At 65.8% G+C, this 19,133-nt stretch carries 15 protein-coding genes; 6 read left to right on the forward strand and 9 right to left on the reverse strand.

Annotated elements, in window-relative coordinates; all coding sequences use genetic code 11:
- The first annotated feature begins 78 nt into the window (after positions 1–78).
- On the forward strand, positions 79–1,194 hold the full coding sequence (locus YU1_RS0118410; RefSeq protein WP_029005341.1) for an efflux RND transporter periplasmic adaptor subunit: 1,116 nt from the start codon (positions 79–81) through the stop codon (positions 1,192–1,194).
- On the forward strand, positions 1,191–4,301 hold the full coding sequence (locus YU1_RS0118415; RefSeq protein WP_029005342.1) for an efflux RND transporter permease subunit: 3,111 nt from the start codon (positions 1,191–1,193) through the stop codon (positions 4,299–4,301). Before YU1_RS0118410 ends, YU1_RS0118415 begins: the two co-directional genes overlap by 4 nt.
- Before the next feature lie 255 nt (positions 4,302–4,556).
- Here the strand turns inward: YU1_RS0118415 and YU1_RS30100 are convergent, their stop codons facing one another.
- Positions 4,557–5,822: an MFS transporter gene (locus YU1_RS30100; RefSeq protein WP_035715875.1), complete on the reverse strand. Its 1,266-nt coding sequence runs from the start codon at positions 5,820–5,822 to the stop codon at positions 4,557–4,559.
- 120 nt (positions 5,823–5,942) lie between these two features.
- On the opposite strand from YU1_RS30100, the gene YU1_RS0118425 reads away from it, so the two are divergent.
- The 4 genes from YU1_RS0118425 to YU1_RS0118440 all read left to right on the forward strand — a co-directional run bounded on the left by YU1_RS0118425 (position 5,943) and on the right by YU1_RS0118440 (position 11,087).
- Complete coding sequence (locus YU1_RS0118425) at positions 5,943–6,641, forward strand: ArsR/SmtB family transcription factor (RefSeq protein ID WP_029005343.1); 699 nt, start codon at positions 5,943–5,945, stop codon at positions 6,639–6,641.
- Between the two features lie 668 nt (positions 6,642–7,309).
- Positions 7,310–8,725: a site-specific integrase gene (locus YU1_RS0118430; RefSeq protein WP_035715877.1), complete on the forward strand. Its 1,416-nt coding sequence runs from the start codon at positions 7,310–7,312 to the stop codon at positions 8,723–8,725.
- A gap of 149 nt (positions 8,726–8,874) precedes the next feature.
- Positions 8,875–10,050, forward strand: a complete 1,176-nt coding sequence (locus tag YU1_RS0118435; protein WP_029005345.1) for a Fic family protein — start codon at positions 8,875–8,877, stop codon at positions 10,048–10,050.
- A 92-nt stretch (positions 10,051–10,142) separates the two neighbouring features.
- Positions 10,143–11,087, forward strand: coding sequence for a LysR family transcriptional regulator (locus YU1_RS0118440; protein ID WP_245263376.1), 945 nt, complete (start codon positions 10,143–10,145; stop codon positions 11,085–11,087).
- Here YU1_RS0118440 and YU1_RS0118445 read toward each other — a convergent pair.
- From YU1_RS0118445 to trbE, 8 genes are read right to left on the reverse strand one after another with little or no spacing between them, the layout of a single operon-like run.
- Positions 11,051–11,308 (reverse strand): DUF2274 domain-containing protein, encoded by a 258-nt coding sequence (locus YU1_RS0118445; protein WP_029005347.1) that lies wholly within the window; start codon positions 11,306–11,308, stop codon positions 11,051–11,053. The two genes, YU1_RS0118440 and YU1_RS0118445, sit on opposite strands and share 37 nt — an antisense overlap.
- Positions 11,305–12,507: a TraB/TrbI/VirB10 family type IV secretion system protein gene (locus YU1_RS0118450; protein ID WP_029005348.1), complete on the reverse strand. Its 1,203-nt coding sequence runs from the start codon at positions 12,505–12,507 to the stop codon at positions 11,305–11,307. The genes YU1_RS0118445 and YU1_RS0118450 overlap by 4 nt, the downstream gene beginning before the upstream one ends.
- A complete protein-coding gene (gene trbG, locus YU1_RS0118455) occupies positions 12,504–13,577 on the reverse strand; it encodes a P-type conjugative transfer protein TrbG (RefSeq protein WP_029005349.1) in 1,074 nt (357 codons plus the stop codon). Before trbG ends, YU1_RS0118450 begins: the two co-directional genes overlap by 4 nt.
- Positions 13,574–14,263, reverse strand: coding sequence for a conjugal transfer protein TrbF (gene trbF / locus YU1_RS0118460; protein ID WP_029005350.1), 690 nt, complete (start codon positions 14,261–14,263; stop codon positions 13,574–13,576). The genes trbG and trbF overlap by 4 nt, the downstream gene beginning before the upstream one ends.
- 3 nt (positions 14,264–14,266) lie before the next feature.
- Positions 14,267–15,622 (reverse strand): P-type conjugative transfer protein TrbL, encoded by a 1,356-nt coding sequence (trbL, locus tag YU1_RS0118465; RefSeq protein ID WP_029005351.1) that lies wholly within the window; start codon positions 15,620–15,622, stop codon positions 14,267–14,269.
- The gene (gene trbK-alt / locus YU1_RS0118470; protein ID WP_029005352.1) at positions 15,619–15,948 is read right to left on the reverse strand and encodes a putative entry exclusion protein TrbK-alt; all 330 of its coding nucleotides are present in this window, start codon (positions 15,946–15,948) and stop codon (positions 15,619–15,621) included. Before trbK-alt ends, trbL begins: the two co-directional genes overlap by 4 nt.
- A 9-nt stretch (positions 15,949–15,957) precedes the next feature.
- Positions 15,958–16,695, reverse strand: a complete 738-nt coding sequence (gene trbJ / locus YU1_RS0118475; RefSeq protein WP_029005353.1) for a P-type conjugative transfer protein TrbJ — start codon at positions 16,693–16,695, stop codon at positions 15,958–15,960.
- Complete coding sequence (gene trbE / locus YU1_RS0118480; RefSeq protein WP_029005354.1) at positions 16,692–19,130, reverse strand: conjugal transfer protein TrbE; 2,439 nt, start codon at positions 19,128–19,130, stop codon at positions 16,692–16,694. The genes trbJ and trbE overlap by 4 nt, the downstream gene beginning before the upstream one ends.
- Positions 19,131–19,133 lie beyond the last annotated feature (3 nt).

Consider the following 19,133-nt stretch of genomic DNA (forward strand, 5'->3'; position numbering starts at 1 on the left):
CCACAATTAGATTGCGTTCGTGTTCTATATCGCATATAGAGTTCATATGCAATCTAATTGGGTAGAGCGCCGAACATGATGAAGAAGCCCGCTATCGTGCTGGCAGGTGTCCTGATCGCCGGGGCTGGGGCCGCTGCCTTCATCGCGCTTTCACTCTCCTCGCAACACGCCGGGGCGGTGAGCGATCCTAGACAGGAAGCGCCGCTTGTTCGAGTGGCGACGGCAGCGCCGGCAAAAGGTCTCGAACGTGCCTTCACGGGCCGCATCGAGGCGAGGGTGCAGAGCAATCTCGGCTTCCGGGTTCCCGGAAAGATCGTTGAGCGGCTGGTCGATGTCGGCCAGCAGGTCAAGGCCGGCCAGCCCTTGATGCGGATCGACGATACGGACCTGCGCCTCGCCTTGACCGCCAAGCGCAATGCCGCAGCCGCCGCGCGCGCGGTGGTGGTTCAAGTAAGCGCGGACGAAAAGCGCTACGCCGCGCTGGTCAAGGGCGGGCTTGCGGCGACCCCCCAGCGTTATGAGCAGGCCAAGGCGGCGCTGGACACCGCGCAGGCGCAGCTCGCGGCCGCGGAGGCGGAAGCCGATGTCGCCGAGAACGAGGCGACCTATTCCACCATCGTGGCCGGTGCGGACGGGACCGTTGTCGCGACGCTCGGCGAGCCGGGACAGGTGGTCACGGCCGGCCAGACCGTGGTCCAGCTGGCTCATGCCGGGCCGCGCGAGGCCGTCGTTGCGCTTCCCGAAACGGTCCGGCCGGCCTTGGGGTCTCGGGCCAGAGCCAGCATCTACGGCAGCAATGCGGAGCCCAGCACGGCACGCCTGCGCCAGATTTCCGATGCCGCCGATGCCCAGACGCGAACCTATGAGGCGCGCTACGTGCTGGATGGCACCGCGGCCACGGCGCCGCTCGGTTCGACCGTGACGATCACCATCGTCAATGACGAAAGGCAGCAGGCCGTGACGGTTCCCATCGGCGCGGTGCTGGATGACGGCGCCCGCACCGGGGTCTGGCTGCTTGAACGCACGTCATCGACCGTGCACTTCGCGCCCGTCCGGATCAAGCAGCTCGGCGGAGAATACGCCACCGTCACCGGCATCGAGCTGGGCGCTGAAGTCGTCGCCCTGGGCGCGCACCTGCTGAAAGACGGCGCCCCCGTCAGACCGGCCGCCCGGATCGAGGGAGCAGCCCGATGAGCTTCAATCTATCGGCCATCGCGGTTCGCGAGCGCGCCGTCACCCTGTTCTTCATCGTTCTCCTGGCGGCCGCGGGCGTCTACGCGTTCGCCAAGCTCGGGCGGGCGGAAGACCCGTCCTTCACCATCAAGACGCTGACCGTCACGGTGGCGTGGCCCGGCGCGACGGCGCGCGAGATGCAGGATCTCGTGGCCGAGCCGCTGGAGAAGCGCATCCAGGAACTCACCTGGTATGACCGGGTCGAGACCATCGCTCGCCCCGGCTTTGCCTTCCTGACGGTGACACTGAAGGACAGCACGCCCCCCTCGGTGGTCGAGGAGGAGTTCTATCAGGCGCGCAAGAAGCTCGGCGACGAGGCGCGCAACCTCCCCTCCGGCGTGCTCGGCCCCTTCGTGAACGACGAATTCTCCGATGTGAGTTTCGGCCTCTACGCCCTCAAGGCCAAGGGCCTGCCCATGCGCGAGCTGGCGCGGCAGGCCGAGGTGATCCGGCAGGACCTGCTGCATGTGCCCGGTGTCAAGAAGATCAACATTCTGGGCGAACGCCCCGAGCAGATCTTCGTCGAATTCTCATACGCCAAGCTGGCAACGCTGGGCGTGTCGGCGCAGGAAATCGCCGCCGCCCTTCAGCGGCAGAACACCGTCTCGCCCGCGGGCTCCATCGACACGCGCGGCCCCCAGGTCTTCATCCGCTTCGATGGCGCCTACGACAGCATCGAGGCTATCGCCAACACGCCGATCGTCGCCGGTGGGCGCACGCTCAAGCTCTCCGATGTCGCCGAGGTCCGCCGCGGCTATCAGGACCCCGAGACCTACATCATCCGCCATGATGGCGAACCCGCCATCATGCTGGCGGCGGTGATGCAGCAGGGCTGGAACGGGCTGGAACTCGGCAAGGCGCTTGAAGCGCGCTCCAGCGCCATCGCCGCGACGCTGCCGCTCGGCATGACGCTGGCCAAGGTCAGCGACCAGGCCGTGAACATCGATGCGGCGGTCAGCGAGTTCATGCTGAAGTTTGCCATGGCGCTCGGCGTGGTCCTGTTCGTCAGCCTGGTCAGCCTCGGCTGGCGCGTCGGCATCGTGGTGGCGCTCGCGGTGCCGCTGACGCTCGCCGTCGTCTTCCTCATCATGCTGGAGACCGGCCGCTTCTTCGACCGCATCACGCTGGGCGCGCTGATCCTGGCGCTCGGCCTGCTCGTGGACGACGCCATCATCGCCATCGAGGTGATGGTGGTGAAGATGGAAGAGGGCATGGACCGCATCAAGGCGGCGGCCTATGCCTGGAGCCATACGGCGGCGCCCATGCTGTCCGGCACGCTGGTGACTATCATCGGCCTGATGCCGGTGGGCTTCGCCGCCTCCGCCGCCGGCGAATATGCCGGCAACATCTTCTGGGTCGTCGCCTTCGCGCTGATCGTTTCGTGGATCGTCGCCGTGGTCTTCACGCCCTATCTGGGCGTCAGGATGCTGCCGGATATCAAGCCGGTCGAGGGCGGCCATCACGCGATCTACGACACGCCGAACTATCGGCGCCTGCGCGGCGTGATCAAGTTCAGCGTGCGGCACAAATTCATGACCTGTGCGGTGGTGGGCGTCGCCATGGGTCTTTCCGTCATGGGCATGGGGGCGGTCAAGCAGCAGTTCTTCCCGACCTCGGACCGCCCCGAGGTGCTGGTCGAAGTGCGCATGCCGGAAGGCAGCAGCATCGAGACCACGACCGCCGCCGTGGAGAAGATCGAGGACTGGCTGAAGGAACGCCCGGATGCCAGGATCGTCACGAGCTATATCGGCCAGGGTGCCCCGCGCTTCTTCTTCGCCATGGCGCCGGAACTGCCCGATCCCTCCTTCGCCAAGATCGTGGTGCTGACGCCGGATGCCGAGGCGCGCGAGACGCTGAAGCATGAGCTCCGCGCGGCGATCGCGGCGGGGCTGGCTCCCGAAGCCTACGTCCGGGTCACGCAACTCGTCTTCGGCCCCTATACGCCATTCCCGGTCGAGTTCCGCATCATGGGGCCCGATCCGGCGGAGCTGTACCGCATCTCCGAGAAGGCGCGCGACCTCATGAGCGGCATTCCGGACGTCCGGCAGGCCAACCGCGACTGGGGCAACCGTTCGCCCATCGTGCGCTTCGTGCCCGACCAGGACCGGCTGAGCCTGATCGGCCTGTCGCCCACCGAGGCCGCCCAGCAGATGCAGCTGCTGCTGACCGGCATTCCCGTCACGCAGGTGCGCGAGAACATCCGCAACGTGCCCGTGGTGGCGCGCAGCGCCGGCGAGAACCGGCTTGATCCGGCGCGGCTGGCCGACTTCTCATTGATGAGCCGAGACGGGCGCCAGGTTCCTCTGGAGCAGGTCGGGCGCGCCGAAATCCGGCTTGAGGAGCCGATCCTGAAGCGCCGCGACCGCACGCCGATCATCACCGTCCGCGCGGATATCAACGAGGCAACGCAGCCGCCGGAGGTTTCCAAGCAGGTGATGAAGGCGCTGGAGCCGCTGATCGCGTCGATGCCGGCGGGGTACCGCATCGAAATGGCCGGGAACATCGAGGAATCGGTCAAGGCCAATGTCGCTCTGGTCAAGATTTTCCCCTTGATGATCGCCGCGATGCTCATCGTCATCATCCTGCAAGTCCGCAATCTCTCGACGATGACGATGGTGATGCTGACGGCCCCGCTCGGCCTTGCCGGCGTGGTTCCGACATTGCTGATCTTCCATCAGCCCTTCGGCTTCAACGCCATTCTTGGGCTGATCGGGCTTGCCGGCATCCTGATGCGCAATACCCTGATCCTCACGGAGCAGATCAAGGAAAACCAGGCCGCGGGGCTCGATGATTATCATGCGGTCATCGAAGCGACCGTGCAGCGGACGCGGCCTGTGATCCTGACGGCGCTGGCAGCGGTGCTCGCCTTCATTCCGCTGACGCACTCCGTGTTCTGGGGATCGATGGCGTACACGCTGATCGGCGGAACAGCTGTCGGCACGGCGCTGATCCTGCTGTTCCTCCCCGCGCTCTATACCGCATGGTTCCGCATCAAGCCCACCGAGAATGAAGTCCACGCGGAGAAAGCGCAGGACGCGGAACGGCGAACGGCAATGGCCGCCGAATAGCGGCCGGGAGCCTGCGGGCGGCGCCGCCGCGATCCTGCGCGCGGCGCCACCTGTGACGCGCAGGATCGGATGTCACCCGTCTGAGAATGGTAGATGGCAAGGTCCCGGCTTCCGGCCGGGACCTTTTTCCCATTGCGCCATCTGGTCCCGATGGTCGGCAGCGTCCGCTTGCCCCGCGACAGCGGCCCGGGCGGGACGCCTCTGCCATGCAGGACATGCGAGACCTTCGCCGCGCCGCAGGCGGAATGGATGGCCCTATTCGCTTGCCTTGCCACGACCTGCGAGCAAGCAACACATGGCCGCCAATTGCACCGCTGCCGCGGCTGCGAAGATGGCAAGTCCGTCGCCTCCGGCCGTCATGTCCACATGGAACATATCCGACCGGAGGAGGCCGAAAATGGCGGGCGCGAAGGCGTAGCCGCCCTGTCCGATGGCGACGATAAGTGGAACGACCCGCGCCGCATCCTTCGGAACGAACTCCTTCTGAGCGATCAGTGGCGGCAGAGAGGTCGCATTGCCAATTCCCAGTCCGAACAGGGAAATTCCCAGGATCAGGCACATCTCGCCACCCGCCGCCGCGGCGACGAGCAGGAGCGAGCCAAGCAATTGCACGCCGTAACTCAGGCAGGCGACGACGCGGCGGTCGGCGGATGGGGGCATGAGCCAGCCAACCGCCGACCGGCCTACGATAGCCGCCAGTGTTGCCGCGCCCATGGCAAAGCCCGTCGTACGCTCGCCCAAGACCGGCACCAGCAGCGAAAACAGGTGCGCCAACAGGCCGATCTGCGCGAAGAGGCCAAGCATCATGCCCCCCGCCAGCGTCAGGAACTGGCGATCTCGCCAAAGCGCCCCCCGCTCGGGCAAGATCGGCATGGGGCTTCCCGTCACCGGAGGCGCACCCCCGCCATCGGCCAGCTGTCCCAGACCGCCGGGCGTCTTCGAGAACACCCAGGACGAAAGCATGGCGATCACCAGCACCATGACGCCGCCGACCGCCAACGCCGCAAATTCGAAGCCGATGGTGGCGATGAGCATGATCCACAGGGGCGAGAAGATGACGCCTCCGAGGCTCGCGCCGTTGTAAGCCATGCTCAGTGCCGCCGGTCGTCCTTGCGTGAACCACGGTGCGATCAGGGCGTTCACGGCTGCGGCTCCCATGGCGACCCAGCCCGCGCCACTCGCGAAGGCGGCCAGGAAAAGGTGCCAATGCTGCTGCGCCAACGCCCAGCCGAGCGTTCCGAGCGCCAGCAGAAGCGCACCCATGACGGTCACCTGCGCCACGCCGACCCAGCGATAAAGTCGCGGCAAATTGGCGACGACGACGGCACCGACCAGGAAATGCGTTGTGACCGCCGCCGACACGATCCGCACCGGCCAGCCGGTGCGGGCGACGACCTCATAGAGAAAGACAGGCGGACCATAGAAGCCGACGCCCCAGCCAAAGACGGCGAGAACGAACGTCGCCGCGACGACGTGCCAGCCGAAGAACGGTCGCGGCGTGCGGAATGATGATGGTGTCATGAATGATCCCGGATGTTGCGATCCGTTGATCGCAACAAATCCGTCGCCGATGCTTCGACCGGGACCGAAGCAATGCTACCAGGGCGGGCTCTACGTTGGAGACCAACGGAAGGCCGGCAGATGGTGACAGCGAACGGAATGGCGGAGGTCGCGGCGGCGGTGGGCGAGCCCGCACGGGCAGCCATGCTCACGGCCCTCATGGACGGCCGCGCACTAACGGCAAGCGAACTGGCAAGAGTGGCCGCGATCACGCCGCAAACCGCCAGCAGCCATCTGGCGCGGTTGATCGCTGTCGGTCTGATCGCGGTCGAGAGGCAGGGGCGTCATCGGTATCACCGGCTGGCGAACCCGGCTGTTGCCCAGATGATCGAAGGCATCATGCAGATCGCGGGCGGGATTCAGGTGCGCCCACGTGCCCGGACAGGTCCACGGGATCTTGCGATGCGTGCCGCAAGGACTTGCTACGATCACCTCGCAGGGCAGCTCGGCGTTGACATAGCGGATGCTCTGCAGGCTCGCGGGGCGATGGTGATCGACGGCGATGGCGCTCTATTGACTGCATCGGGCCGCGCATGGATGTGCGACATGGGCATTCTGAAGCCCGATGCCGGCAAACACTCCGCTCGCCCATTCTGTCGGCCTTGCCTGGATTGGAGCGAGCGGCGGCCGCATATCGCCGGTGTGCTGGGTGCCGCGATTTGCACGCACGCTCTGGAGCAAAGTTGGGTGCGGCGTCGAGAGGCGAACCGCGCGCTGGAGATTACGCCGAAAGGCCGCATCGCCCTCAAGGCGACGTTCGGGATCAGCTGTGCCGGATAGAATGAGACGGCCTCAAAGCCGACGTACGCGGCAAAGGGGCAGGACCGCCGGCAATGGATCGGAAGCGCGTGCGGGTCGCAGGGCCCGGCAATGTCCACGTTCCGATAACGGCTCAACCCTCACTGTCAGCCTCTGAAGACGCCCGTCAACCGCGCTTCAAGAGGTCTTTCATGTCCGCCGCCACCCGGTTTGCCGGCGTCCGGGTTTCTCCGACCTGTCCGACACCATCGCTTCCGTCGATCCGCGCGACAGCACCGTCATCGGCCTCACGCTGCCGGCACCTGAGGCGGACAATGCCCTGGTCCCGCTGATCCCGGACGCGACACCACGGCTGCGCCGGACGCGCTGACCGGGAGGGCCAAGCCGTGGCCGGCAAGCAGAAAGCGCCCCGGAGAGCGCCTGCTATGCATCTGATTTTGATGGGAAAATTTGGAGCGGGCGATGGGATTCGAACCCACGACCCCAACCTTGGCAAGGTTGCGTCTTATCTACGCCGGGGCCGCCGGATTTTCTCTGCGTTACGATTAATCCATATTATATCAAATATATACAAGGACACCGCTCGCTAGCGTTACGACCAGACACGCCTCATTTTTCCGTCATGGTGGACACCATGTGGACACCATTGTAGACTGATGTCCACTGGAAAGCAGGCGTGGAGGCATGTTGTGGATAGGTCGTCCAGCGTTCGACTTACCAAAACGGTAGCCGAGAAAGCCGAAGTTCGTGACACCCGGTACGACCTCTGGGACCTGGATCTGGCCGGCTTTGGCCTGCGGGTCGAGAAGAGCGGCACAAAGACGTTCATCATCCGCTACCGCACCGAGGGGGGCGGTCGGTCCGCGCCGAGACGATTCCTGACCGTTGGGCGCTTTGGGGCGTTGACGGTCGAGCAGGGGAGGAAGAAGGCGAAGGCCTTGCTGGGCGCGGCCGCCAGCGGCGAAGATCCTGCCGGCAACGTGCAGGAGAAACGTCGCGAGAAGACCGTGCGCGAACTGCTCGACTTCTACGAGGAGCATGGCTGCTTTATCCAGCGCGGCATCCACAAGGGGAAGCCGATGAAGCCTCTGACGAAGAAGTACACGATGGCCCGGCTTCGCAATCACGCCGAGGTGCTGCTCGGCCACCGGCGAGCTAGCGAAATCAAGTCGGGCGACATCGAAACGATGGTCGCAGACATTACGGCAGGAAAGACGGCGAAGGACGAGAAGGTCGGACCACGCAAGCGAGTCATCGTCCGTGGCGGCGAAGGTGCCGCACGAAAGGTCGTGCGCGACGTGTCGGCTGTGTTCAGCTTCGGAGCGCGTCATGGCTTCGTCACGACGAATCCCGTGGAGAACGCCTCGGTGCGGAAGACGGACAATCGGCGTGAACGTTTTCTCACGCTTGAGGAGGTCTCGCGGTTGGGAGAAGCCTTCAACCAGGTCGAGGCCGACGGAGCTAATCCGAAGGCCGTGGCGATCGCGCGGCTTTGGGCGCTGACCGGCTGTCGGCGCAACGAAATCGCGGAACTCAAGGTCCACGAAGTGAAGCTGGACCAGAGCCTGTTCGAGTTCGACGACACGAAGACAGGAAAGTCCATTCGTCCCATTGGGCCGGCAGCTGCAGCGCTCCTCGAGGAGCTTCTGAAAGACCGGAAGTCGGGTTACGTCTTCCCAGCCGAAACGGGCGAGGGCTTTTACCAGAGTACGCGCAAAGTCTGGGCGGAAGTGATCAAGATCGCCAAGTTGCCAGGCGTTACGCCGCACACGCTGCGCCATACGCTCGGATCGACGGCCACGTCGAACGGTGAGGCCTTGGCGCTCACCGGGGCGATCCTGGGCCACGCTAATCCTCGGTCAACCGCGATCTACGCGCATGTGCAGCGCGACCCGTCCCTAGAGGCGGCGAAGCGCGTTGAGAAGCTGCTGGCCGCAGCCTTGGAAGGAAAAGCCGTACAATCGGACGACGGCGACTCCGCTGATAATGTCCCGGAACTCGATGCGGACTTGATCCGTGTTTTGGCGGAACGGCTATCGAAAGAAGGCTCAGATGCGGCCCGTCTGCGAGCGATCATAGCCCAGGTGGTCGCGCTCAACACGTGAGCTCGCCTTTGCCTGCTATAGCGACCCAGCCTGCATAGTTCGACAGCGCCGAGCGTTGCCTCCGAAGGTGGCCTTGAATTGGCCTCGCTCGCTATTAAGATATATGGCGGTATGCTTTAATAGCGGCTACGCTAATTAAAGGATCATGCGTGACGAACGGAGACAATCAAAGGCTAGGCGCCTATGTCGAAACAAGCGCGGGAGGCGAGCGCGTGCGCGCCTATGTGCCTGCGCCGCTGCCGCCGAATCCTCCACTCGAACTCGGGCGGTTCATGCAGGTCTATGAACGCGCCATTGCCGCGGTCGGGCGTCTCGACGGCGTGACGACGATCCTGCCCTCGACGCCTTTGTTCCTCTACATGTACGTTCGCAAGGAAGCCCTCCTGTCCTCGCAGATCGAGGGGACGCAATCCTCGCTGTCTGACCTGCTGCTGTTCGAAAATCACGAGGCGCCAGCGGTCGAACTCGACGACGTGACCGAGGTTTCGAACTACGTCGCGGCGATCGAGCATGGCGTCGCCCGGATGCGCGGCGGGTTTCCTCTGTCGCTCCGGCTGATCCGCGAAATGCACGCCATCCTGCTCAATTCTGGGCGCGGCGCTGCGAAGCAACCAGGCGAGTTCCGGCGCTCGCAGAATTGGATCGGCGGAACCCGGCCCGGCAACGCCCTGTTCGTGCCGCCGCCGCCGAATCGGTTGGACGAATGCATTGATGCGCTCGAGCGCTTCCTGCACAGCGAGGACACAGCACTTCCACCGCTCATCCGGGCGGGCCTGGCTCATGTCCAGTTCGAGACCATCCATCCCTTTCTCGACGGCAACGGACGTCTGGGCCGCCTGCTCATCACGCTGATCCTGTGCGAGGCGGGAGTGCTCCGCGAGCCGATCCTCTATCTCAGCCTGTTCCTGAAGACCCGGCGCGACGACTACTACCGGCTCCTGCAGGAGGTCCGACAGGCCGGGACGTGGGAGAGCTGGATGGAGTTCTTCCTGACCGGCGTCGCGGAGACCGCCGAACAGGCTGCCGCGACCGCGCGCGATCTGATCGCCATGTTCGACGCCCATCGCCAGACGATCGCCGGCCTCGGCCGCGCGGCGCCGTCGGCGCTCCGGGTCCACGAATTGATGCAAGCCAGCCCGATCGTCACCATCCAGACTGTCTCCGAGAAACTCGCCGTCTCCTTTCCGACGGCCAGCACGGCGCTGGAAAATCTCGCCAAAATCAACGTCGTGCGCGAGACCACGGGACGGCAGCGTGGCCGGATTTATGCCTATTCGGAGTATCTGGCGTTGCTCGATCGCGGCACCGATCCATTGCCGGCCTGACGCGTAGGGGAAGATCGAAACCAAACGTTACGTATATCGAGATGGAGGCGAACAGGGAGGGGCGGCAAAGTTTGTAGGAGGCGTCGGCGCGTATGCAGGCCGACGATGTGAACGGCGTGGACATAGAGCTTCGTGATTTGCGTTTGGCGCTCGTAACGTCACAGCACCGCAGTCTCCGACAGGCGGCGGAAGCTCTGAACATACGCCAATCGACCCTGAGCCGCCGGCTTCATGAGATCGAACGCCAGCTTGGCGTGGTGTTGTTCGAAAGGACGAATGGCGGCACTCGCCTCACCACGGTGGGGCTCGAGTTTGTCGCGAGCGCCAAGCGGATACTTGATGACGTGGACACGGAACTCCGGCGGCTCAGGAGCAGAAGCCGTGGCGAACTTGGCCTGTTGACGATCGGGGTTCATGCCTCCCCTTCGGCAGGGAACATGCACACGACGCTGGTCGAATATCATCGGCGCTTTCCGGATGTGGATGTGCGCACGGTCGATGGGAGCCATGAGCGGCTGCTTTGCCACCTTGCAGGCAACGCTGTCGATGTCGCGATCATGACCGGCCAAGCGACGGCGTGGGACGGCCGCGTGCTTCCGCTATGGAGCGAGCGGGTGATCGTGGCTTTACCCGAGCATCATGCGCTTGGCCAAAATTCGAGGATTCGTTGGGCGGATCTCGCAAACGAAAAGTTCCTCGTCCCGCAGCAAGGCCCTGGACCGGAATTGGAAGGGCTGCTCACAGCGAAGCTTCGTCATGCGGTGGGCTCCCAACACATCGTCCATCAGGACGCTTCACTGGACAGGCTGCTGAGCCTGGTCAGTGCGAACTACGGAACGCTCCTGATGTTCGAGGGCGCGACGGGGGGCCGTTACGAAGGCGTCGTCTACCGGGAAGTCTGGGACGACGACGGTCCGACCCAAGTCAAATTCATGGCGTGTTGGCGAGACGCGAACAGCAATCCCGCCTTGGGGTCGTTCCTGGCAATGCTACGCGAACACTATCCCGATTTCTCGGTCGAGCCGCCCGTGGCCTGAGCGGGCCGATCGCGACGCGCCTTGGCGAAGGCGCGATCGGTCGCCATGAATCGCTCGATCATCGGCACGATGAGCTTCGAAGGCTCGGGCGCCGATCGGCCGGTTGTCCCGCCGAGCACCTGCGCATAAGCGACGAGATCGCGATGCACGGCCGCGGGCAGTTCGACGCTGATCTTGACCGGCTTGTCGTCGGCCAGCGGCCCGAGCTTGAGCTTCGTCACGGTGTTCCTCCTCTCCCGTAAGGCGCCAACACGAGGTCGCGCGTGACGATCACTCGGACCGGGAAGCCCGGTCGGATGGTGAGCGTCGGCTGGATGTTGAGCTGGCGCTGGACGATCTGCTGGCCAGTCTGACTGATGCTGTTCGACGCGCCGCTGCGGATCGCCTGCACGAGATTGTTCTCGTCCTGGCTGGTGCCGGCTTCGGCCCCGACACTGAGCAGGGTCGACAGGACGGCCGCCTTGAACAGCATGCCCCAATGATTGTCGACCTCGTCCTCGAGTCCGGCATAGCCTTCGGTGTCTGCGCCGGGCTGGCGCTCAAGCACGATCGACGTACCGTCCGGCATGATGACGCGGGTCCAGACCAGCAGGATGCGGCTCTGGCCGAAAGCGACCGAGCTGTCGTACTGGCCGATCAGCTTGGCGCCCTGCGGGATCAGCAGATACTGACCTGTCGGGCTGTCATAGACCGCCTCGGTCACCTGGGCGGTGATCTGCCCGGGAAGGTCGGAGCGGATGCCGGTGATGAGCGCGGCCGGGATGACCGTACCGGCCTGCACGACATAGGGCGACGCCTTGGCTTCGAGCCGGTCGGTGCTCACTGTCCGCCTGTCGGGCGTGGCGCTGAGGAAGGCGGTCTTGCGGTCCTGCATGTTCTGCGCAGACCCGGCGTCGACCGGCGGTGTGGGCGTTGGACCCGTCGTTGTGCTTGTCGACGGAGGGGTCACGAGGCTCACCGGCTGCGGCTGCTGGTTGGTCTGGGCAAACAGGCGACTGACGCGCGCCGCCTCGGTCTCTTGGGCAAGGCGCTGCGCCGCGGGATCCGGCGTGGCGTTCGGCACGGTCGTGTTCGGCGCCGCGCCGGCGTTCAGGATCGGCTTACCGAGATCCCCAGGCAGTGGCGGCCCGAGCGGCGGCGCCTGACGCGGTAAGCCGGTGTAGTCCTTCGGCAGGCCAGCGAGGCCCTCGGCCGACGGCCGGTTCTGGGTACTGAGCAACTCCTGGCCGGACTGACCCCTGTTGTGGGTCTGGAGCGCGTAGCCGAGCGCTCCTGCGACGGCGAGCGCAGACACGCCGCCGAGGGTGATCAGCACCTTGCGCGAGAGGCGCATCACGCGCGGCCGCTCGCCTCGCAGGCGCAAATCGGGCGGGACCACGGGCGTCGTCGGCGCCGGTTGTTCTTCCGGCTCGTCGGTCATGACCGCGGCCTTCCATCGGTGCGGACGATGCGGACGCGCCGCTCACTGTCCTTGTCGCCGAGACGAAGTTCGGCCGCGGCGAACAGGCGATCGACGATGTAGTAGTAGCCGCGCACGCGGTAGTTCACCAGCTCGGAGCCGCCGGCCGGACCGATGACGAAGAGCGGCGGCATCTCGCCTTGGCGGATGCCGGACGGGAATTCGATGAAGACCTTCTGGCCGTCGTCGAAGGCGCGCAGCGGCCGCCACGCTGGGTTGTCGCCCTCGATCGCATAACGGAAGCTGATCGAGGCGAGATCGACACCGGTCGCGATCGGCGCCGCTGCCTCCGCCGAGGCGTTCTGCTGACGCAGCGCGATGAGCTGGTCTTCGGGGTACTGCCAGGAGACCGAGGCCATGTAGGTCTTTTCGGTCGAGCGCAGCTCCAGCAGGTAAGTCCGGCGATCGGTATTGATGACGAGGTTCGTCACCAGGTCGGGCCGCGTCGGCTTGACCAAGATATGGACCTTCTTGGTTGCGCCGGCTCCGCTCTCGGTGTCACCGATGATCCAGCGCACGGTGTCGCCGGCGGCAACCGGCCCCGTGCCCACGAGCTGCTCACCTTCCTGCAGGGCGATGTCGGTGATTTCGCCCGGCGCTGTATAGGCTTGATAGAGCGCGCCCGCCGAATAGGGATAGACTTGCACCGCGTTGATGAAGCCGTTGCGGACCGGCTGGATGCGCGCCGCCGCGTTGGCCTGGTTGACGCGCACCGTGGGATCGGGCGCTTCTGGCGCGGGTTTGCCGGTGTTGAGCGGCTTCATCTGGCCCGGCAGCGGCAGAGGCTTCGGCAGCTCGACTATCTTGACCGGGGCCGGCGGATCGACGGCGAGCTTCGCCGGCACAGCGCTGTCGTAGTTGATATCGGGCGGGATGAACGGATGCGCGCAGCCGACGAGGGCGGAGACGGACAGGAGTAGAGCCGCAAAGCCGGCTTTACGGAAAGGCGTAATCCCGCCTTCCCGCTTCTGTTGAGAGACGGAGAGACGTGAAGCCGGACCGCCGGCTTCCATGGAAATCGGCGGGGTCATTGTCCCAGCTCCTTCGACCAGTTGATGGCGGTGACGTAGATGCCGAGCGGATTCTTGCGGAGCGCATCGGCGGTGGTGGGCGGCTGGACCGCCACGGTGAGGATGGCGGTCCAGCGCGAGGTCTCGGCGAGCGCGCCGTCCTCGTAACGATGCTCGACCCATTCGACACGGAAGCTCGACGGTGAGGCGCGGATGACGCTGGAGACGTCGATGGCGATCTGCTGCTTGCCGAGCTTGGCAAAGGGATCGTTGGCGCGGGCATAGTCGTTCAGCGCCTGGGAGCCCGAGGTGGTGGTGAAGTTGTAGGCCTCGAGCCAGTTCTGCCGCACGATGATCGGATCGGCGGGCAGCGAGCGGACGATCTGGATGAAGTGTGCGAGATACCAGGCGATCTCCGGATCGCTCGGAGCATAGTCCGCAGTGGCGGGCGCCACGGCCTGGGCCTGGCCGAGCTTGTCGACCTGAACCACCCAGGGGACGATGCTGCCGTGGGTCGATTGCCAGACGAGACCACCAGCAAGCCCCACTGAGAGCGCTAGCGAACCAAAGGCCATGAGCCGCCAGTTCTTGGCCTGGACGCGGGCGGAGCCGATCCGCTCATCCCAGGCCTGGGCCGCACGCTGGTAAGGGGTTTCAGGTTCAGGGGTGCGGCCGTAGCGGACCGACGGACGGCGGAAGAGCGCCATCTTCTATTCTCCTCCCGAGAGATCGACGGAATGGCCGCCGCCATGGCTGTCGCCGGACTTGAGAGCCTGCACGGCGGCTTGCGCGCCGTGGCTCATGGATTGATTGCGCCTCATGCGCTGAGCCCAGGCCGGCGGCCCGGACGATTCTGCCGCGCCAGAGGAGCCGCTTGCGGCTTCCGCGCCGCCGACCGTTCCCGCCGTCGACGAGCCGCCGGTGGCCGCGAAACTGGACCGCGCCCCGGCCGAGAAGCTCTCCCGCATCGAGCTTGCCGCGCGCCCGGCCGCGCGGCGGGCCGGCGCCGCGGCGGCGGACGCGGCGGCACGGCCGACGCCGCCAAGTCCCGCCGCAACTCCACCTGCGCCGGACCGGCCAGCAGAGGCGAGGCTGTAGGCGGAGGAGGCGCCGCCAGCCATCGCCGCGCCGCGACGGGCGGCGGCGGCCGTACCGGAGGCTGCCGCCATCGCTCCCCTCCCGGCAAAGCCCAGCGCGCCGGCGCCGGCCATGGCCGTGCCGGCGACTGCGAGGCCAGTGCCAACGGCAGCACCCGCGCCGAGTTGGGGAGCGCCGGAGACGAGACCGGTAGCGATGCCCGGGCCAAAGATGCCGAGGCCGAGCATGGCGAGCGCGGCGAGCACGACGGAGAGCGCTTGCTCGATCGTCGGCTGTCCCCCGGCATAGGTCTGCGTGAATTGGGCGAAGAGCCCGGTGCCGATGCCGACGATGACAGCCAGCACCATCACCTTCACGCCGGAGGCCACGATGTTGCCGAGCACCTTCTCGGCCAGGAAGGCGGTCTTGTTGAAGAGCGCGAAGGGAATGAGGATGAAGCCGGCGAGAGTCGTCAGCTTGAACTCGATCAGCGTGACGAAGAGCTGCACCGCCAGGATGAAGAAGGCGATCAGCACCAGCAGCCAGGAGACCATGAGCACCGCGATCTGTACGAAGTTCGCGAAGAAGCTGGTGAAGCCCATCATCTGGCTGGCGGCGTCGAGCAGCGGCTGGCCCGCATCGAGCCCCACCTGGGCGAGCTTGCCGGGCCGCAGGAAGTCGGCCGTCGAGATCGAGGAGCCGCCGGCTTTCAAGCCAAGGCCCGCGAAGCTGTTGAAGACGATGGCCGAGAGATTGTTGAAGTTGGTGATGATGAAGGCGAAGAAGCCGATGTAGAGCGTCTTCTTCACGAGCCGTTGGAGAATGTCCTCGTCGGCGCCCCAGGCCCAGAACAGGCCCGCCAGCGTGATGTCGATGACGATCAAGGTCGAGGAGAGGTATCCGACTTCGCCCTTGATCAGGCCGAAGCCGGAATCGATGTAGGTCGTGAAGGTGTTGAGGAAGGTGTCGATGACGCCGACGTTGTTCATCGCGCATCTCCCGCCGCGTTGGTGGCCGGCGCAGCCGCGCCCGGGGGCGTTTGTGGCGGCAATGGCCGCGCCGGCCTGCCGAAGAAGCGCCGGCGGTTCTCCTCCCAGACCGCCACGCAGCGCGCGGCTTCGGCGTCCTGCGGTCCGAGCGCGCTGCAACGGCGCAACTCGGCCGTGAGGTCATCGGATGCCGGGGCGACAGTGTTCGGAGAGGTCTCGGCCGCGGGCGCCGAGGGACGCCGATTGACTACGACGAGCGCCGCGATGAAGCACGCGATCAGGGCGACGATCGCGGCGGCGCGGAAGACCTCCGACCTGCCCAGCATCACGCCACCTCAGTTGCCGCTGAACATGGTGACGTTGCCGGGCTGGTAGCCGCTGCGCGTCGAGAAATTCTTGTAGTTCTGTTGGCCCTGCGCCTCGGCGGCGGCGACGCGCGCCTGCTCCAGTGCATCGGCGCGGCTCTTTGCCGAAAGCACCGCGACGACATCGGAGAGCTGCTGGGATTGCAGCGCCAGAAGCTGGTTGCCGGCCTGGGCGGCCTGCAGCGCACCCGTCGCGCTCTGGCTGGCCGTCACCAGCGAGGTCATGGCGCTGGAGTTGGTCGGGATGTTGCCAACGACACCGGCCTGAACCTTCAGGCTGTCCTCGAAGGCGCCGACGGAGTTCTGCCAGCGCTGTTGAGCGTTGGCGACCATGGCGGTGGTCGAGCCCGTCCCCGCCGCCGTGCCATAGCTGGTCGAATAGGCGGTCTGAATGCGCTGCACATTGAACGAAATGTTCTGCGCCTGGCTGAGCAGCGACTGGGTCTGGGCGATCGACGACTGAAGCTGGGTCAGCGTCGACATCGGCAGGTTGGCGAGATTGCGGGCCTGGTTGATCAGGCTCGTCGCCTGGTTGTTGATCATCGTGATCTGGTTGGTGATCTGCTGTAGCTCGCGCGCTGCCGTCAGCACGTTCTGGCTGAAGTTGGTCGGGTCGTAGACGATCCATTGCGCCGAGGCGGGCGGTACGGCGATGGCCAGGGAGAGCACGGCGGCGCTCGCCGCCGCCAGATGGCGCAGCTTGATCATGATGACGTCTCCAGGTTGGTCAGGTCGGGGATGAGATCGGCCGCCCACAGAAGCTCGCGATCGGCAAGCCAGGTGGGCGTGAATGCCTCGCGGCCGTGCTCGGCAGTGACGCGCTCGATGGCGGCGTGATCGGCCTTTGACGACGCCGCGCAGAAGGCGAGCGCGACGGGTCCGAGCCCCAGCTCGAACAGCCGGTTGCCCCGGCGGGATTGGCAGTAATAGTCGCGCTTCGGCGTCGCCCGCGCGAGGATCTCGATTTGGCGATCGTTGAGGCCGAAGCGCCGGTAAATCGCCGTGATCTGCGGCTCGATCGCGCGTTCGTTCGGCAGGAAGATGCGTGTCGGGCAGCTCTCGACGATAGCGGGCGCGATGTTGCTGCCGTCGATGTCCGAGAGAGATTGCGTGGCGAATACGACGGAGGCGTTCTTCTTACGCAGCGTCTTCAGCCATTCACGAAGCTGCTGCGCGAAGGCCGGGTCATCGAGGACCAACCAGCCTTCGTCGATGATGAGCAGCGTCGGCCGGCCGTCGAGCCGGCCCTCGATGCGATGGAAGAGATAGGTCAGCACGGCGGGCGCCGCGCCGGCGCCGATCAAGCCCTCGGTCTCGAAAGCCTGCACTGAGGCGAAGCCGAGCTGCTCAGTCTCGGCGTCGAGCAGCCGGCCGGAGGGGCCTCCGACGCAATAGGGTTGCAGCGCCTGCTTCAGCGCCGTCGATTGCAGCAGGACCGCCAGGCCCGTGATGGTGCGCTCACCCACGGGCGAGGACGCCAGAGACGTTAGCGCCGACCAGACATGCTCCTTGGCGGTCGGGTCGATGGTGACGGCTTCCTTGGCGAGGATCGCCGTCACCCACTCCGCCGCCCAGGCGCGCTCAGCCTTGTCGTCGATCCGCGCCAGCGGTTGGAGCGAGACCGAATGGTCGGAGCCAGCGGAGAGCGAGCCGCCGAGATCGTGCCAGTCGCCGCCCATGGCGAGCGCGGCGGTGCGGATCGAGCCGCCGAAATCGAAGGCGAAGATCTGGTTGTTGCGATAGCGGCGGAACTGCATCGCCATCAGCGACAGCAGCACCGACTTGCCGGCGCCGGTCGGCCCGACGATTAGCGTATGACCGACGTCGCCGACGTGAAGGCTCAGCCGGAACGGCGTCGAGCCTTCCGTCTTACCGAACAGCAGCGGCGGCGCCTGGAAGTGCTCGTCGCGCGCCGGCCCCGCCCAGACCGCCGAGAGCGGGATCATGTGGGCGAGGTTCAGCGTCGACACCGGCGGTTGACGGACGTTCGCGTAAGCGTGGCCGGGGATCGACCCGAGCCAAGCCTCCAGGGCGTTCACCCCTTCCGGCATGCAGGTGAAATCGCGGCCCTGGATCACCTTCTCGATGAGGCGGAGCTTCTCGGCCGCAAGGCCGGGGTCTTCGTCCCAGACGGTGACAGTCGCGGTGATGTAGGCCTGCCCTACATCGTCCGTGCCAAGCTCCTGCAGCGCGAGGTCCGCGTCGGCCGCCTTGTTGGCGGCGTCGCTATCGACCAGCGTCGAGGCCTCGTTGGTCATCACCTCCTTGACGATGGCGGCGATCGACTTGCGCTTAGCGAACCACTGCCGCCGGATCTTGGTCAGCAGCTTCACCGCTTCGGTCTTGTCGAGCAGGATCGCGCGCGTGGACCAGCGGTACGGAAAGGCGAGCCGGTTCAGCTCGTCGAGGATTCCAGGATGTGTCGCGGTTGGGAAGCCGACGATGGTCAGCGTGCGGAGGTGATGCGACCCTAGCCGCGGTTCGAGGCCGCCCGCGAGCGGCTCATCGGCCAGAAGCGCGTCGAGGTGCATCGGCGTCTCAGGGACGCGCACCCGCTGCTGGCGGGTCGAGATGGTCGAGTGCAGGTAGGTCAGTGTGTCGCCGTCGTCGAGCCAGGCGACCTCGGGCATGAAGCCCTCGACCAGTTGCAGCACGCGGTTGGTGCGATCGACGAAGCCGCGCAGCAGCTCCCAGGGATCGACGCCGCTCTGGGCGCGCCCTTCGTAGAGCCAGCCCTCGATGCGCGAGGCGTCCTCCGCTGGCGGCAACCAGACGAAGGTCAGGAAATAGCGGCTCTCGAAATGCGTGCCTGCTTCCTCGAAAGCGTCCTGCCGTTCGAGATCGACCAGCGCCGACGCGGCGTCGGGAAAGGCCGAATGGGGATAGGTCTGCGCGGCGATCCGCTGCGCCTCGACGAAGATCGCCCAGCCGGAGCCGAGGCGGCGCAACGCGTTGTTGAGCCGTGCGGTGACGCCGACCAGCTCGGCCGGTGTCGCGCTGTCGAGGTCCGGCCCACGAAACCGCGCCGTGCGCTGAAAGGAGCCGTCCTTGTTGAGGACTATGCCCTCCTCGACCAAAGCGGCCCAAGGCAGGAAGTCGGCGAGGCCGGCGGCGTGACTGCGATATTCGGCGAGGTTGAGCATCGC

Source organism: Azorhizobium doebereinerae UFLA1-100 (assembly GCF_000473085.1).
In the GTDB taxonomy this organism is placed as follows: Bacteria; Pseudomonadota; Alphaproteobacteria; order Rhizobiales; family Xanthobacteraceae; genus Azorhizobium; species Azorhizobium doebereinerae.